Source organism: Curtobacterium sp. 1310 (assembly GCF_017834105.1).
Lineage (GTDB): Bacteria > Actinomycetota > Actinomycetes > Actinomycetales > Microbacteriaceae > Curtobacterium.
In genome coordinates this window covers 307,732-322,870 of record NZ_JAFICY010000001.1, presented here as the reverse complement: position 1 = coordinate 322,870, position 15,139 = coordinate 307,732, and the positions used below count along the sequence as shown (strand labels likewise).

At 70.2% G+C, this 15,139-nt stretch carries 12 protein-coding genes; 3 read left to right on the top strand and 9 right to left on the bottom strand.

The features are described from left to right. Positions 1-132: 132 nt before the first annotated feature. The 3 genes from zwf (at position 133) to pgl (ending at position 3,489) form a co-directional block, all read left to right on the top strand. Positions 133-1,671: a glucose-6-phosphate dehydrogenase gene (gene zwf, locus JOD95_RS01445; protein WP_066654419.1), complete on the top strand. Its 1,539-nt coding sequence runs from the start codon at positions 133-135 to the stop codon at positions 1,669-1,671. Continuing rightward, positions 1,668-2,612: a glucose-6-phosphate dehydrogenase assembly protein OpcA gene (locus JOD95_RS01440; RefSeq protein ID WP_066654421.1), complete on the top strand. Its 945-nt coding sequence runs from the start codon at positions 1,668-1,670 to the stop codon at positions 2,610-2,612. Before zwf ends, JOD95_RS01440 begins: the two co-directional genes overlap by 4 nt. A gap of 106 nt (positions 2,613-2,718) precedes the next feature. Further along, complete coding sequence (gene pgl / locus JOD95_RS01435) at positions 2,719-3,489, top strand: 6-phosphogluconolactonase (RefSeq protein WP_209682497.1); 771 nt, start codon at positions 2,719-2,721, stop codon at positions 3,487-3,489. A gap of 294 nt (positions 3,490-3,783) precedes the next feature. Here the strand turns inward: pgl and JOD95_RS01430 are convergent, their stop codons facing one another. The 9 genes from JOD95_RS01430 to uvrA all read right to left on the bottom strand — a co-directional run bounded on the left by JOD95_RS01430 (position 3,784) and on the right by uvrA (position 15,104). After that, positions 3,784-4,143, bottom strand: coding sequence for an RNA polymerase-binding protein RbpA (locus JOD95_RS01430; protein WP_066654425.1), 360 nt, complete (start codon positions 4,141-4,143; stop codon positions 3,784-3,786). Between the two features lie 3 nt (positions 4,144-4,146). Continuing rightward, the gene (secG, locus tag JOD95_RS01425) at positions 4,147-4,398 is read right to left on the bottom strand and encodes a preprotein translocase subunit SecG (protein WP_058727797.1); all 252 of its coding nucleotides are present in this window, start codon (positions 4,396-4,398) and stop codon (positions 4,147-4,149) included. A 120-nt stretch (positions 4,399-4,518) separates the two neighbouring features. After that, the gene (tpiA, locus tag JOD95_RS01420) at positions 4,519-5,298 is read right to left on the bottom strand and encodes a triose-phosphate isomerase (RefSeq protein ID WP_066654426.1); all 780 of its coding nucleotides are present in this window, start codon (positions 5,296-5,298) and stop codon (positions 4,519-4,521) included. Between the two features lie 43 nt (positions 5,299-5,341). Beyond that, a complete protein-coding gene (gene pgk / locus JOD95_RS01415; protein ID WP_066654427.1) occupies positions 5,342-6,559 on the bottom strand; it encodes a phosphoglycerate kinase in 1,218 nt (405 codons plus the stop codon). Then, a complete protein-coding gene (gene gap, locus JOD95_RS01410) occupies positions 6,556-7,566 on the bottom strand; it encodes a type I glyceraldehyde-3-phosphate dehydrogenase (RefSeq protein ID WP_058749583.1) in 1,011 nt (336 codons plus the stop codon). Before gap ends, pgk begins: the two co-directional genes overlap by 4 nt. Positions 7,567-7,822: 256 nt before the next feature. Further along, positions 7,823-8,803: a DNA-binding protein WhiA gene (gene whiA, locus JOD95_RS01405; RefSeq protein ID WP_209682494.1), complete on the bottom strand. Its 981-nt coding sequence runs from the start codon at positions 8,801-8,803 to the stop codon at positions 7,823-7,825. Between the two features lie 76 nt (positions 8,804-8,879). After that, on the bottom strand, positions 8,880-9,791 hold the full coding sequence (gene rapZ / locus JOD95_RS01400) for an RNase adapter RapZ (RefSeq protein WP_066654437.1): 912 nt from the start codon (positions 9,789-9,791) through the stop codon (positions 8,880-8,882). A 108-nt stretch (positions 9,792-9,899) separates the two neighbouring features. Then, complete coding sequence (uvrC, locus tag JOD95_RS01395; RefSeq protein WP_209682492.1) at positions 9,900-12,068, bottom strand: excinuclease ABC subunit UvrC; 2,169 nt, start codon at positions 12,066-12,068, stop codon at positions 9,900-9,902. Next, a complete protein-coding gene (uvrA, locus tag JOD95_RS01390; RefSeq protein WP_245171061.1) occupies positions 12,069-15,104 on the bottom strand; it encodes an excinuclease ABC subunit UvrA in 3,036 nt (1,011 codons plus the stop codon). It lies immediately after the preceding gene. Positions 15,105-15,139: the final 35 nt, after the last annotated feature.

The following is a 15,139-nucleotide window of genomic DNA, read 5'->3' as shown; positions in this document are numbered from 1 at the left end:
CGGTCAGGACCCGACCGCCGGAGCCGCGACGCGCCTCCCGGCCGGACCTGACCACCACGACGGCGGAGTCGCCGCTGCCCCCGCAGCGCAGCGCTCCGCCGTCTCCGTTCGACCCACAAGGAGTCCACACTCATGTCACCGGTGGCGATCACCCCGGAGCACAACCCGCTCCGGTTGCCGACCGACCGACGTCTGAACCGGATCGCGGGGCCCAGCACCCTCATCATCTTCGGCGTGACGGGCGACCTGTCCCGCAAGAAGCTGATGCCCGCGGTCTACGACCTGGCGAACCGAGGGCTCCTGCCCCCGGGCTTCGCACTCGTCGGGTTCGCCCGGCGCGACTGGGAGGACCAGGACTTCTCCCAGCTCGTGCACGACGCGGTCCGGGACCACTCCCGCACCCCCTTCGACGAGGCCGTCTGGAAGCAGCTCGAGCAGGGCATCCGCTTCGTGCAGGGCTCGTTCGACGACCCCGAGGCCTTCCTCGAGCTGAAGCGCACCGTCGACGAGCTCGACGCGGAGCGCGGCACGCTCGGCAACCACGCCTTCTACCTCTCCATCCCGCCGAAGATGTTCCCGGTGGTGACCGAGCAGCTCAAGGTCTCCGGACTGACCGAGAAGCGCGAGGGCTCCTGGAGCCGCGTGGTCGTCGAGAAGCCGTTCGGCTCCGACCTCCGCACCGCGCGCGAGCTGAACGCGATCGTCGAGAGCGTCTTCGCGCCCGACGACGTGTTCCGTATCGACCACTACCTCGGCAAGGAGACCGTCCAGAACCTGCTGACGCTCCGGTTCGCGAACCAGATGTACGAACCCATCTGGAACTCGAACTACGTCGACCACGTGCAGATCACGATGGCCGAGGACATCGGCGTCGCCGGTCGGGCCGCGTACTACGACGGCATCGGCGCAGCGCGCGACGTCATCCAGAACCACCTGCTGCAGCTCCTCGCGCTCACCGCGATGGAGGAACCCGTCTCGTTCAAGGCCGCTGACCTGCGCGCCGAGAAGGAGAAGGTGCTCTCCGCCGTGCGCCTGCCCGAGGACCTCGCCACGGCGACGGCACGCGGCCAGTACGACGGTGGCTGGCAGGGCGGCGAGAAGGTCCTGGGCTTCCTCGAGGAAGCGGGGATGGACCCCGAGTCCACGACCGAGACCTACGCGGCGATCAAGCTCGACATCGCGACCCGCCGCTGGCAGGGCGTCCCGTTCTACCTGCGGGCAGGCAAGCGCCTCGGCCGTCGCGTGACCGAGATCGCGATCGTCTTCAAGCGCGTCCCCGAGGACGTCTACGGCAACACGCAGGCACCCCTCGGGCAGAACGCGCTCGTCATCCGTGTCCAGCCGGACGAGGGCGTCACGCTCCGCTTCGGCTCGAAGGTCCCGGGCGTCGGCACGCAGGTGCGCGACGTGACGATGGACTTCGGCTACGGACACGCGTTCACCGAGGCCTCGCCGGAGGCGTACGAGCGACTCATCCTCGACGTGCTCCTCGGCGACCCTCCCCTGTTCCCCCGTCACCAAGAGGTGGAACTGTCGTGGAAGATCCTCGACCCGATCGAGGAGTTCTGGGCCACGCAGGGCCAGCCCGAGCAGTACCGTCCCGGCACGTGGGGTCCGGCGTCCGCCGATGCCCTGCTCGCCCGCGACGGCCGGACCTGGAGGCGTCCATGAAGATCGACCTGCCGAACACCACGGTCTCGAAGATCCAGAAGAAGCTCGTCCACATCCGCGAGGAGGGTGGCGCCGTCGCCCTCGGCCGCGTGCTGACGCTCATCATCTCGACCGCCCTCGGGCACGAGGAAGAGGCGATCTCGGCCGCGAACCAGGCGTCGCGCGAGCACCCGATGCGGGTGATCATCGTGTCGAAGAACGACGGCGACACGAAGTCCCCCGGTCGGCTCGACGCCCAGATCCGCGTCGGCAGCGATGCGGGCGCGAGCGAGGTCATCGTCCTCCGTGCGTACGGCGAGACCGCGACGGACGAGGAGAGCCTGGTCACCGGTCTCCTCCTGTCCGACGCCCCCGTCGTCGCATGGTGGCCGCAGGCCGCTCCGGAGCAGCCGGCAGCGTCCGCGCTGGGCCGGATCGCGCAGCGTCGCATCACCGATGCCGCCGCGCAGAAGGACCCGAACAGCGCGATCGAGGCGCTCGGGAAGTCCTACGTGCCGGGTGACACCGACTTCGCGTGGACCCGTCTGACGCTCTGGCGGAACCAGCTCGCCGCGGCGCTCGACCAGCCGCCGTACGAGCCCGTCACCGGTGTCGAGGTGTCCGGTGCGAGCGACAGCCCGTCCACGATCCTGCTCGCCGCGTGGCTCCAGCTGCAGCTGCAGGTGCCGGTGTCCGTCGTCACCTCGCCGCGGGCCACCGGGTCGAGCGGCATCCACGGGGTCAAGCTCGAGCGTGCCTCGGGCACGATCGACCTCGAGCGCTCGCTCGTCGACGTCGCGACCCTGTCGATGCCCGGGCAGCCGACGCACGACCTGTCGCTGCCCCGACGGAACCTGCGCGACTGCCTCGCAGAGGAACTCCGTAGACTCGACGCGGACGTCCTCTTCGGAGACGTCGTCAAGCACGGGGTGCCCCAGCTGCGCGAGTCCATCGCCGGCTGAGCACCGCACACGGCCGGGGTCCGGGCGGCGGTCGACACGACCGCCGCCCGCCCCGGTCGGACCGAAGGCGGTCGCACCGGTCGGCCGCCACGAACACGGGAGACACGTGACCAACGAACGACGGGTGCTGGTGCACCCGGACAAGCAGTCCCTCGGCGCGTCGGTCGCCGCTCGCTTCCTCACGAAGATCATCGACGTGCTGGACGAGCAGGAGCGCGCGGACATCGCGATCAGCGGCGGCTCGGTGTCGACCCTGGTCCTCGCGGCGATCGGGCAGTCGCCTGCGCGTGAGAGCGTGGACTGGTCGAAGGTGCACGTGTGGTGGGTCGACGAGCGCTGGGTCGCCGAGGGCGATGCGGACCGCAACGTCACCGGCACGCAGACGGACTTCTTCGAGCACGTGGACATCCCGCAGGCGAACATCCACCCGATGGCACCGTCCGACGCCGGGCTGTCCATCGACGAGGCCGCCGCACAGTACGAGCGCGAGCTCCAGGAGGCAGCACCCGTGGGTGCGGTCGCGCCGCGCTTCGACATCACGCTGCTCGGGGTCGGCCCCGACGGCCACACGGCGTCGCTCTTCCCCGAGTTCCCGCAGCTCGCGGTGACCGACCGTGCCGTGCTGACGGTCGACGACTCCCCCAAGCCGCCGGCGCAGCGCCTGACGCTGTCCTTCCCGGTGATCAACGCCTCGCAGCGCGTGTGGGTCATCCTGTCCGGCGCCGAGAAGGCGTCGGTGCTCGGCCTCGCACTGGCCGGTGCCGCGGTGGACGAGGTCCCCGTCGGCGGCGTGCAGGGCCGCAAGCGCACCGTGTTCTTCGTGGACCAGGACGCCGCGCGCGAGGTCCCCGAGAACCTCATCGCGTCGACCTACTAGACGCGACCCCCAGACGGACGGGAGGCGCGGTGCCGGCTGGCACCGCGCCTCCCGTCCGTCGTCGGTGCCGGCCCGCGCAACTGCCGTGCGGACGTCGCCTGCCCGCTTCCGGTCGCACGACTTGCCGCTCACCTCCGACCCCGACGGCATGTCGTGCGACCCGAACGACCGCGCGCGGCACGTCCTGCGACCGGAACAGCCAGGACCGGAGGACCGAGGGGCACCGACTACACGTCCCGCGGACGACGAAGGCCCCCGCACCGGATCGGTGCGGGGGCCTTCTGACGTCGGGTGCTACTTCGCGGTACCGCGGCGCTGCCGGAGCTGCTGCAGCGCGTCCTCGAGGAGCTGCGCTGCCTCTTCCTCGGTGCGGCGCTCCTTCACGTACGCGAGGTGCGTCTTGTAGGGCTCGGTCTTCGCGACGACGGGAGGGTTCTCCTTGTCGCGGCCGGCCGGCAGACCCGTCGACGGCGAGTCCACCGTCTCCGGGATCTCGTCGTCCGGCAGGGTCGCCGAGAAGTACCGCACGACCTCGTTGCCGAGGGCGTCCCAGTACGAGACGGCCACGCGCTCGGCCTGGACGCCGCGGTCCTGCTCCCCCATCGGACCCGCGCCGACGCGGGACCCTCGGATTGCACTGCCTCCGGTTGCCATGGCTCAGCTCCCTGCCGTGAACTTGTTGATGAGACCGAGCACGATGATCGAGACGATCCAGACCAGACCGAGGATCACCGTGATGCGGTTGAGGTTGCGCTCGGCGACGCCGGACGCCCCGAGGTTGCTCGTCACGCCGCCGCCGAACATGTCGGAGAGACCGCCACCGCGGCCCTTGTGCAGGAGGATGAGGAGCGTGAGCAGGAGGCTCGTGATCGCGAGCAGGACCTGCAGCACGACGGAGAGTATCGCCACGACGTACCTTTCGTGTGAAGTCAGCCCTGCAAGTGTAGCGGGCCGCGTGAGCAGCCCCGACACCGGCACGGGCGTGGCTCAGGCCGGCCACGCGGACGTGGCCGGCCTGAGCAGGATGGATCAGAGTCCGACGTGCTGCCGGAAGCGCGCGATCGCCGCGAACTCCTGCACGTCGAGCGAGGCCCCACCGACGAGCGCGCCGTCGATGTCGGGCTCGCGCAGGAAGCCGGCGATGTTGCCCGACTTCACAGAACCGCCGTAGAGCACGCGCGTGCTGGCGGCGAGGTCGTCGCCCCAGGCCTCGGCGATCCCGCGACGCAGCGCGGCGCAGTCCTCCTGGGCCTGTTCCGCAGTCGCGGCCTGACCGGAACCGATCGCCCAGACCGGTTCGTACGCGACGACGATCTCGGACGGCTTCACGGCCTCGAGGACGACCTTGAGCTGTTCGACCGGGACGACACCGGCGCCGCGCTGCTCGCGCTCCTCGCCGGTCTCACCGACACAGACCACCGGCACGAGGCCGTGCTTGACTGCAGCGGCGGTCTTCGCGGCGACGACCTCGTCGGTCTCGCCGTGCAGCGTGCGCCGCTCGGAGTGTCCGACGATGACGTACTGCGCGTCGAGCGCTGCGAGGAACGCCCCGGACACGTCACCGGTGTGGGCACCGGAGTCGTACTGGGACAGGTCCTGTGCGCCGAACCGGATCTCGAGCTTGTCGGCCGAGATGAGCGTCTGCACGCTGCGGAGGTCCGTGAAGGGCGGGAACACCGCGACCTCGACGTCGTCGTGGTCGTGACGGGCGTCCTTCAGGGTCCACGCGAGCTTCTGCACGGTGGCGATGGCCTGGAGGTGGTCCAGGTTCATCTTCCAGTTACCGGCGATGAACGGACGGCGGTTCATGCTGCGTCCTTCCCGGAGTCACCGGCGATGAACGGCGTGCGGGTCATCGGGACCACCCCAGTGCTTCGAGACCGGGCAGTGACTTGCCCTCGAGGAACTCGAGGCTCGCACCACCACCGGTCGAGATGTGCCCGAACCGGTCGTCCGAGAACCCGAGCGACCGGACGGCCGCCGCGGAGTCGCCACCGCCGACGACACCGAGGCCGTCGACCTCGGTCAACGCCTGCGCGACGGTCTTCGTGCCTGCTGCGAACGCCGGGAACTCGAACACGCCCATCGGGCCGTTCCAGAACACGGTCTTCGAGCCGGACACCGCCGACGCGAAGCGCGCCGCGGTCTCCGGGCCGATGTCGAGGCCGATGCCGTCCGTGCCGAACGACGAGGACTCGATCGCGTCGGCCGCGACGGTCTCGTGGTCGGCGTCCGCAGCGAACCCGGAGGCCACCACGACGTCGGTCGGCAGGTCGATCGTCACGCCGAGCTCGTCCGCCTTGGCGAGGTACGCCCGGACGGTGTCGAGCTGATCCTGCTCGAGGAGCGACTTCGCGACCCCGTGACCCTGGGCCGCGAGGAACGTGAAGAGCATGCCGCCGCCGATGCACAGCGTGTCGACCTGCGGGAGCAGGTGCTCGATGACACCGAGCTTGTCGCTGACCTTCGATCCGCCGAGCACGACCGTGTACGGCCGCTGCGGGTCCTTGGTCAACCGCTCGAGCACCGTCAGCTCGGACTCGATGAGCGAGCCGGCCGCGCTGGGCAGCGCTGCCGCGAGCTCGTACACGGAGGCCTGCTTGCGGTGCACGACGCCGAAGCCGTCCGACACGAACGCGTCACCGAGGGCGGCGATCCGCTCGGCGAACGCCGTGCGCGCCGACGCGTCCTTCGAGGTCTCCTCCGGGTTGAAGCGGAGGTTCTCGAGCAGCAGGACGTCGCCGTCCCCGAGGGCCTCGGCGGCCGCGGTCGCCTCGTCGCCGACGGTCTCGCCGACGAAGGTGACCTCCTTGCCGAGCAGTTCGGAGAGCCGCTGCGCCACGGGGGCGAGCGAGTACTCCTGCGCAGGCGTGCCGTCGGGACGACCGAGGTGCGAGATCACGATGACCCGCGCACCGGCGTTGACGAGCGTGTTGAGCGTGCCCAGCGACGCGCGCACGCGGCCGTCGTCGGTGATCGTGCCGTCCTTGAGCGGGACGTTCAGGTCACACCGGACGACGACGCGCTTGCCGGCGAGGTCGCCGAGGTCCTCGAGGGTGCGGAGGCTCATGCCGAGAGTCGCTCGCCCACGTACTCGGTCAGGTCGACGAGGCGGTTCGAGTAGCCCCACTCGTTGTCGTACCACGAGGTGATCTTGACGAGCTTGCCGATGACCTTGGTCAGGCCGGAGTCGTAGATCGACGAGTGCGGGTCCGTCGTGATGTCGGTCGACACCAGCGGGTCCTCGCTGTAGAGCAGGATGCCCTTGAGCGGGCCCTCGGCGGCCTCCTTGTAGGCGGCGTTGATCTCGTCGACGGTGACCTCGGACGACGTCTCGAGGGTGAGGTCGGTGATCGAACCGGTCGGCACCGGCACGCGGAGGGCGTAGCCGTCGAGCTTGCCGGCGAGCTCGGGCATGACGAGGCCGATGGCCTTCGCCGCACCGGTCGAGGTCGGGACGATGTTGAGCGCCGCGGCGCGGGCACGACGCGGGTCCTTGTGCGGGCCGTCCTGCAGGTTCTGGTCGGCGGTGTACGCGTGCACCGTCGTCATGAGGCCACGCTCGATGCCGAACTTGTCGTGGAAGACCTTGGCGAGCGGCGCGAGGCTGTTCGTGGTGCACGACGCGTTCGAGATGATGTTGTGGTTCTCGGGGTCGTACTGGTCCTCGTTGACGCCGAGGACGATGGTGACGTCGTCGCCGGTCGCCGGGGCCGAGATGATGACCTTCTTGGCGCCCGCGTCGATGTGCTTCTGCGCGTCGGCTGCCTTGGTGAAGAAGCCGGTCGACTCGATGACGATGTCGACGCCCAGCTCGCCCCAGGGGAGGTTCGCGGGGTCGCGCTCCGCGAGGACCTTGATCGGCTTGCCGTCGACGACGATGCTGTCGCCGTCGAGCTCGACGGAGACGCCGAGACGACCCGTGATGGAGTCGAACTTCAGCAGGTTCGCGAGGGCCGCGTTGTCGGTGAGGTCGTTCACCGCCACGATCTCGAGGTCGGAGCCCTTGGCGAGGGCGGCCCGGAAGAAGTTACGGCCGATGCGGCCGAAGCCGTTGATGCCGATCTTGACGGTCAATGGATCTCCTGGTGGGTGTGGAGCGCCCCGGGGGCGCTGCTTTTCGGAGTCGTGCGGCCCTGCGGACCCACGTGTGGTGGACGATACGCCCCGTAACGTCGCCGTAACGACCCTAGCAGTCGGACACTGCGCGCCCGCGCCGGATGACGGTCCGTCCGGACGGTCCCGCCGACAGTGGTGGACGCTCCCCCAGACGGACGGGAGGCGCGGTGCCAGCCGGCACCGCGCCTCCCGTCCGTCGTGGGGCCGGTCGGGGCTACGCCCCCTCGAGCTCCTCCGGCACGCTGGCCTCGGTCCCCGGCACGCCGGTGTCGACGGCCTTCTTGTCGGCCATCGCGAGCAGGCGGCGGATCCGGCCGGCGATCGCGTCCTTGGTCATCGGCGGCTCGGCGTGCTGACCGAGCTCGTCGAGCGAGGCGTCACGGTGCTGCAGCCGGAGCGACCCGGCGTACTTGAGGTGGTCCGGGACGTCGTCACCGAGGATCTCGAGCGCGCGCTCGACGCGGGCGCACGCGGCGACGGCGGCCTGCGCCGAGCGGCGGAGGTTGGCGTCGTCGAAGTTCACCAGACGGTTGGCGGTGGCGCGGACCTCGCGGCGCTGGCGCATCTCCTCCCACTCGGCGGTGGTGCGGGCGGCGCCCATGACGGTGAGCATCTGGCCGATCGCCTCGCCGTCGCGGATGACGACGCGGTGGACGCCGCGGACCTCGCGGCCCTTCGCGGCGATCCCGAGGCGCGAGGCGGCACCGACCAGTGCCATCGCCGCCTCGTTGCCCGGGCAGGTGACCTCGAGCGCGGCGGCGCGACCGGGGTCGGTCAGCGTGCCGGAGGCGAGGAACGCACCGCGCCAGATGGCGGCGAGGTCCTCGCGGTTGCCGGTCGTCAGACGGTTGGGCAGGCCACGCACCGGGCGACGGCGCGCGTCCATGAGCCCGGTCTGGCGGGCGAGCGTCTCCCCCGCCTCGAGCACGCGGACCAGGTAGCGGGTGCCGCGGCGGGAGGACGCGGACGACCCCACCGACGCCTCGCTCCGCACGCCGTACAGCTCCGCCAGGTCCTTGCGCACGCGGTGGACGATGATCCGGGTGTCGAGCTCGACCTCGACCGCGATCCTGCCCGAGATGACGTGCAGGCCGCCCGCGAACCGCAGGATGGTCGCGAGTTCGGCGGCGCGGACCGTGTTGCGGTTCACGACGACCCTGGCCAGTTCGTCCTTGACCTCGGCAGTCAACGGCACAGCATCATTCCTAACGTTTTCTCTGGTGGGGTCCGCGGGTCCGGCGCACGTGGGTGTGGAGCGGCCGGAGGAACGGTCACTCCCGGCCGAGATCTCGGTTCTTCACACGCACGGCGACGTCGGACATCCCGCGGAGGAGGTTCGCCAACTCGGCGACGACGGCGACCGAGCGGTGCTTGCCGCCGGTACAGCCGATGGCGATCGTAGCGTGTCTTTTGTTCTCGCGTTGGTATCCCGCCAGCACGGGCTCGAGCACGGCAGCGTACCGCTCGACGAACGAGCGGGCGCCCGGCTGCGACAGGACGTACTCCGAGACGGGGGCGTCGAGGCCGGTGTGCGGGCGGAGTTCCGGCACCCAGTAGGGGTTCGGGATGAACCGCACGTCCGCGACCATGTCGGCGTCGGCGGGCAGCCCGTACTTGAACCCGAAGCTCATGAGCGTGACCTGGACCCCGACGAAGTGGTCGTCGGCGAAGCGCTCCGTGACGGCGTTGGCGAGCTGGTGGATGTTCAGGTCCGAGGTGTCGATGACGACGTCGGAGGCCTCGCGCAGCCCGGACAGCCGCGAACGCTCGAGGCCGATGCCGTCGAGCAGCGTCCCGTCGCCCTGCAACGGGTGCGGCCGGCGGACCTGCTCGAAGCGGCGCACGAGCACGGCGTCCGTCGCCTCGAGGAAGAGCACCCGGACCCGGGCGGAGGTGCTGGCACGGACCTGCTCGACCGCCTGCTCCGGGTCGGTGAAGAACCGTCCGCCGCGGACGTCGACGACGGTCGCGATCTTCGGGATCTTCTCCCCGGCACGGTCCGCGAGCTCGGTGAGCGGGCCGAGCATCTGCGTCGGGAGGTTGTCGACCACGTACCAGCCGAGGTCCTCGAGTGCCTTGCCGACCGTGGAACGGCCGGCGCCGGACATGCCGGTGACGATGAGGATGTCGTGCTGCTGCGACGCGGACGTCGGGGTTGTTCGGTCGTCGCTCGTGTCGCTCATGTGTGGGAGGGCTCCGTCGTGGCGGCCCGGGCCACGGCCCGGGGAGGTCTCGGCTTCGGGTCTCGGCTGCGCGTCCAGGCTACCGTCCCGCGCTCGGAGCGGGGCCGGTCACCGTGGACGCGACGGGCCGTCGGCAGAGACGTCCGGGACGCGGACGGGGCCGACCGGCCGGGAGGCGCGGCTCGGCTCCTCCGCGGCGGCTGCGGGCGCGTCCGGGTCCGTCGTCCGCTCCGGACCGGGGGTGCTGGCTGCGCGCCCGGCAGGGTCGGCGTCGCTCGCCTCCGGCACGCTTCCTCCGGGCGAGCCCGCGTCCGGGGCGCTCGCACCGGACGGGCCCGCCTCGGGGGCGCTCGCTCCGGGCGGGCTCCCCTCCGGCGCGCTGCGGGGCGTCTGCGCGAGCTTCGTGACGACCGCCGCCGCGGTGGCCGGCCCGACGCCGTTCACCTCGGCGATCTGCTCCGCCGTCGCCTCACGCAGGCGCGCGACCGACCCGAAGTGCTTCAGCAGGGCGTTCACCCGGGTCGGGCCGAGCCCGGGGATCTCCGACAGCTGCGACCGGACGTCGCGCTTCCGGCGGGTCCGCTGGTGCGTGATCGCGAACCGGTGCGCCTCGTCACGGATCCGCTGGATCAGGAAGAGCGCCTCGGAGTTGCGCGGCATGATCACCGGGAAGTCGTCGTCGGGCAACCACAGTTCCTCGAGGCGCTTCGCGATGCCCACCAGGGCGATGTCGTGCACGCCGGCCTCGTCCATCGCCCGCTTGGCCGCCTGGACCTGGGGCTGGCCGCCGTCGACGATGAGCAGCTGCGGACGGTACGCGAACCGCTTCGTCGGCTTCGTGCCCTCGACGACGTCCTCGCTCGTGGCGTCCGGGACGTCCGGCACCGCGGCGTCCTCGTCGAGGCGCGCCAGCCGTCGCGACAGCACCTGGTACATGCTGTCGGTGTCGTCGGTCGTCTCGGCGATCGTGTAGCGGCGGTACTGGTCCTTGCGCGGGAGCCCGTCCTCGAACACCACCATCGACGCCACCACGTTCGTGCCCTGCAGGTGGGAGATGTCGTAGCACTCCATCCGCAGGGGGGCCTCGGTCATGCCCAGGGCGTCCTGGATGTCGGCGAGGGCAGCCGACCGGGTCGTGTAGTCCGCGCTGCGCTTCGTCTTGTAGAGCATGAGCGCCTGCGCGGCGTTCTGGGCGGCCGTGCGCGCGAGGCCCGCCCGGTCGCCCCGCTGGGCCGTGCTGAGCTTCGTGCCGCGCCCGCCGCGCCGCTCGCTGAGCCACTGCTGCAGGGCCTCGGCGTCCTCGGGGAGTTCCGGCACGACGACCTCGCGCGGGACGTCGTCGCTCGTCGCGTACTGGCCCTGGACGATCTGTTCGACCAGGTCACCGGTGCTGATGTCGAGCTCCTTGTCGACCACCCACCCCCGGACACCGCGGATGCGCCCGCCGCGCACGGAGAACAGCTGCACGGCGGCGGCGAGCTCGTCCTCGGCCACACCGAACAGGTCGAGGTCGACCGAGTCACGGAGGACCACCGCCGACTTCTCGAGCACCGCTTCGAGGGCACCGACCTGGTCGCGGTACCGCGCCGCCTGCTCGTAGTCCATGGCGTCGGCGGCCGCGGCCATGCGCTGCCGCAGGGTCGTGATCACCCTGCGGTCGTAGCTGCCCATGAACCGGACGAACTCCTCGACGATCGCCCGGTGCTCGGCGATCGTGACCTTCTGCGAGCAGGGCCCACCGCACTTGCCGATCTGGCCCGGGAAGCACGGCTTGCCCGTCTGCATCGCCTTCTTGTAGGACGAGTCCGAGCAGGTGCGGATCGGGAACACCTTGATCATCAGGTCGATGGTGTCGTGCACCGCCCAGATCTTCGGGTAGGGCCCGAAGTACTTCGCGCCCTTGATCTTCCGGTTCCGCGTCACCATCACCCGCGGCGACTCCTCGCCCAGGGTGATCGCCATGTACGGGTACGACTTGTCGTCCCGGAACTTGACGTTGAACGGCGGGTCGAACTCCTTGATCCAGGTGTACTCGAGCTGCAGTGCCTCGATCTCGGAGCCGACGGTGGTCCACTCGACGCTCCGGGCCGTGAGCACCATGCGTCGGGTGCGCTCGTGGAGGGTCGGCAGCGGTGCGAAGTAGTTGCTCAGGCGGGCGCGGAGGTTCTTCGCCTTGCCGACGTAGAGCACCCGACCGGCCTCGTCACGCCACCGGTAGACGCCTGGGTCGGTCGGGATCTCCCCCGCCTTCGGCCGCCAGGAGACGGTGTCCGCCACCTACCGAGCACCCGCCTTCTGCTTGCTCTGCTGCCCGCCCTGGTGCTTCTGGGTGGCCTGACGCGCACCGACCGCCTGCTCCTTGCCGACACGGGCGTCCTGCGCATCGAAGATCTCGCGCAGGAACACACCGGTGTGGCTCTCGGGGACGTCGGCCACGTGTTCCGGGGTGCCGACGGCCAGGACCGTACCGCCACCGGCGCCGCCCTCAGGTCCCATGTCGACCAGCCAGTCGGCGGACTTGATCACGTCGAGGTTGTGCTCGATCGTGATCACGGTGTTGCCCTTGTCGACCAGGCTCTGCAGCACGAGCAGCAGCTTCCGGACGTCCTCGAAGTGCAGGCCGGTCGTCGGCTCGTCGAGCACGTAGACCGTGCGGCCGTTCGAGCGGCGCTGGAGTTCCGTCGCGAGCTTGACGCGCTGGGCCTCGCCACCGGAGAGGGTCGTCGCGCTCTGCCCGAGGCGCACGTAGCCGAGGCCCACGTCGACGAGCGTCGCCATGTAGCGGTGGATCGCCGAGATCGGCTCGAAGAACTCGGCCGCCTCGCTGATCGGCATGTCGAGGACCTCGGAGATGTCCTTGCCCTTGTAGTGCACCTGCAGCGTCTCGCGGTTGTACCGCGCACCGCCGCAGACCTCGCACGCCACGTAGACGTCGGGCAGGAAGTTCATCTCGATCTTGATCGTGCCGTCACCCGAGCAGTTCTCGCAGCGGCCGCCCTTGACGTTGAAGCTGAAGCGACCGGGCTGGTAGCCGCGCGCCTTCGCCTCGGGCGTCTCGGCGAAGAGCTGCCGGATGCGGTCGAACACGCCGGTGTAGGTCGCCGGGTTGGACCGCGGGGTGCGGCCGATCGGCGCCTGGTCGACGTGCACGACCTTGTCGAGCTGGTCGAGGCCCTTCACGCGGGTGTGCTTGCCGGCGATGTGCCGTGCGCCGTTGAGCTGGTTCGCGAGCACCTTGTACAGGATGTCGTTGACCAGGGTCGACTTGCCGGAGCCGCTGACGCCGGTCACCGCGGTGAAGACACCGAGCGGGAAGTCGACGTCGACCTGCTTGAGGTTGTTCGCCCGGGCGCCCTGCACGCTGATGACGCGCTTCGGGTTGATCTTCCGTCGCTCGGCGGGCACCTCGATCGCGCGCCGACCTGCCAGGTAGTCACCGGTCACCGACTCGCGGTTCGCGATGATGCCCTCGTAGGAGCCGGAGTGAACGACCTTGCCGCCGTTCACGCCCGCGCCCGGTCCGATGTCGACGACCCAGTCCGCCGTGCGGATGGTGTCCTCGTCGTGCTCGACGACGATGAGGGTGTTGCCGAGGTCCTTGAGCTTGACGAGCGTGTCGATGAGCCGACGGTTGTCGCGCTGGTGCAGGCCGATGCTCGGCTCGTCGAGCACGTAGAGCACACCCGTCAGGCCCGATCCGATCTGCGTCGCGAGCCGGATGCGCTGTGCCTCGCCGCCGGAGAGCCCGCCGGCTCCGCGTGCGAGGGTCAGGTAGTTCAGGCCGACCTCGAGCAGGAACTCGAGCCGCGCGCGGATCTCGCGGAGGACCGCGGCCGCGATGTGCGCCTCACGCTCGGTGAGCGTCAGCTCCTCCATGAAGCCGTACGCCTGGTCGAGCGACATGTCGGTCACGTCGGCGATGCTGCGACCGTCGACCGTCACGGCGAGGACCTCGGGCTTCAGGCGCGTGCCGTCGCAGACCGGGCAGGGGACCTCGCGCAGGTAGCCCTGGAAGCGCTGCCGCTGCGAGTCCGACTCGGCCTCGGCGAACTTGCGCTCGATGTAGGGCATGACGCCCTCGAACCCGCTCGTGTACCGCATCTCGCGGCCGAAACGGTTCTTCCACGACACGGAGACCTGGAAGTCCTTGCCGGTCAGGATCGCGGCCTGCACCGACGGGTCGAGCTGGTTCCACGGGGTGTCGAGGCCGAACCCGAGGTCCTTGCCGAGACCCGCGAGGAGCTTCTCGAAGTACGAGTACAGCCCGCTCGTGCCCGTCCAGGGCAGCAGGACGCCGTCTCGCAGCGAGGCCTCGGGGTCGCCGAGCACCAGGTCGGGGTCGACCGACATGCGAGTACCGAGGCCCGAGCACTCGGGGCAGGCACCGAACGGTGCGTTGAACGAGAAGGTCCGCGGCTCGATCTCGGTGAGCGCGAGCGGGTGGTTGTTCGGGCAGGACAGGTTCTCGGAGTAGGTCCGGACCGCGCCGGGCCCCTCGTGGTCGACGAGGTCGATCGCCACGGTGCCGTTCGTCAACCGCAGGGCGGTCTCGAGCGAGTCGGTGAGGCGGCCGAGGATGTCGTCGCTCGCCACGAGACGGTCGACGATCACCGAGATGTCGTGCTTGACCTGCTTCTTGAGCTTGGGCGGGTCGCTCAGCTGGATGCGCTCACCGTCGACGATCGCACGGGCGTACCCCGAGGCCGCGAGCTCCTGGAAGAGGTCGACGAACTCGCCCTTCTTCTTGGAGACGACCGGCGCGAGGACCTGGAAGCGCGTGCCGGTCTCGAACTCCATGAGCTGGTCCGCGATCTGCTGCACGCTCTGCTTGCTGATCACCTCGCCGCAGACGGGGCAGTGCGGGACACCGATGCGCGCCCAGAGCAGACGCATGTAGTCGTAGACCTCGGTGATGGTGCCCACGGTCGACCGCGGGTTCCGGTTCGTCGACTTCTGGTCGATCGAGACCGCCGGCGACAGGCCCTCGATGAAGTCGACGTCGGGCCGGTCCACCTGGCCGAGGAACTGCCGGGCGTAGGCCGACAGCGACTCCACGTAGCGCCGTTGGCCCTCGGCGAAGATCGTGTCGAACGCGAGCGAGGACTTGCCCGACCCGGACAGCCCGGTGAACACGACGAGCGAGTCCCGAGGGATCTCGAGGTCGACGTCGCGGAGGTTGTGCACGCGAGCGCCCCGGACGCTGAGCGTCGAGGTGCTGTGCGGCGCCGTCCCGCCGGGGATGTGGAGGTCTGCAGGCTCGCCGAAGGCGTTCCGGCCCGGGGTCGCGGTTCCGCGGTCAGAGGTGATGGTCATCGCAGACGATTCTACGAAGCAGGACCGACATCCGT

Coding starts and splice junctions, on each gene's coding strand:
- zwf (WP_066654419.1), top strand. CDS start 133: ATGTCACCGGTGGCGATCACCCCGGAGCACAACCCGCTCCGGTTGCCG.
- JOD95_RS01440 (WP_066654421.1), top strand. CDS start 1,668: ATGAAGATCGACCTGCCGAACACCACGGTCTCGAAGATCCAGAAGAAG.
- JOD95_RS01430 (WP_066654425.1), bottom strand. CDS start 4,143: ATGGCAACCGGAGGCAGTGCAATCCGAGGGTCCCGCGTCGGCGCGGGT.
- tpiA (WP_066654426.1), bottom strand. CDS start 5,298: ATGAACCGCCGTCCGTTCATCGCCGGTAACTGGAAGATGAACCTGGAC.
- pgk (WP_066654427.1), bottom strand. CDS start 6,559: ATGAGCCTCCGCACCCTCGAGGACCTCGGCGACCTCGCCGGCAAGCGC.
- rapZ (WP_066654437.1), bottom strand. CDS start 9,791: ATGAGCGACACGAGCGACGACCGAACAACCCCGACGTCCGCGTCGCAG.
- uvrA (WP_245171061.1), bottom strand. CDS start 15,104: ATGACCATCACCTCTGACCGCGGAACCGCGACCCCGGGCCGGAACGCC.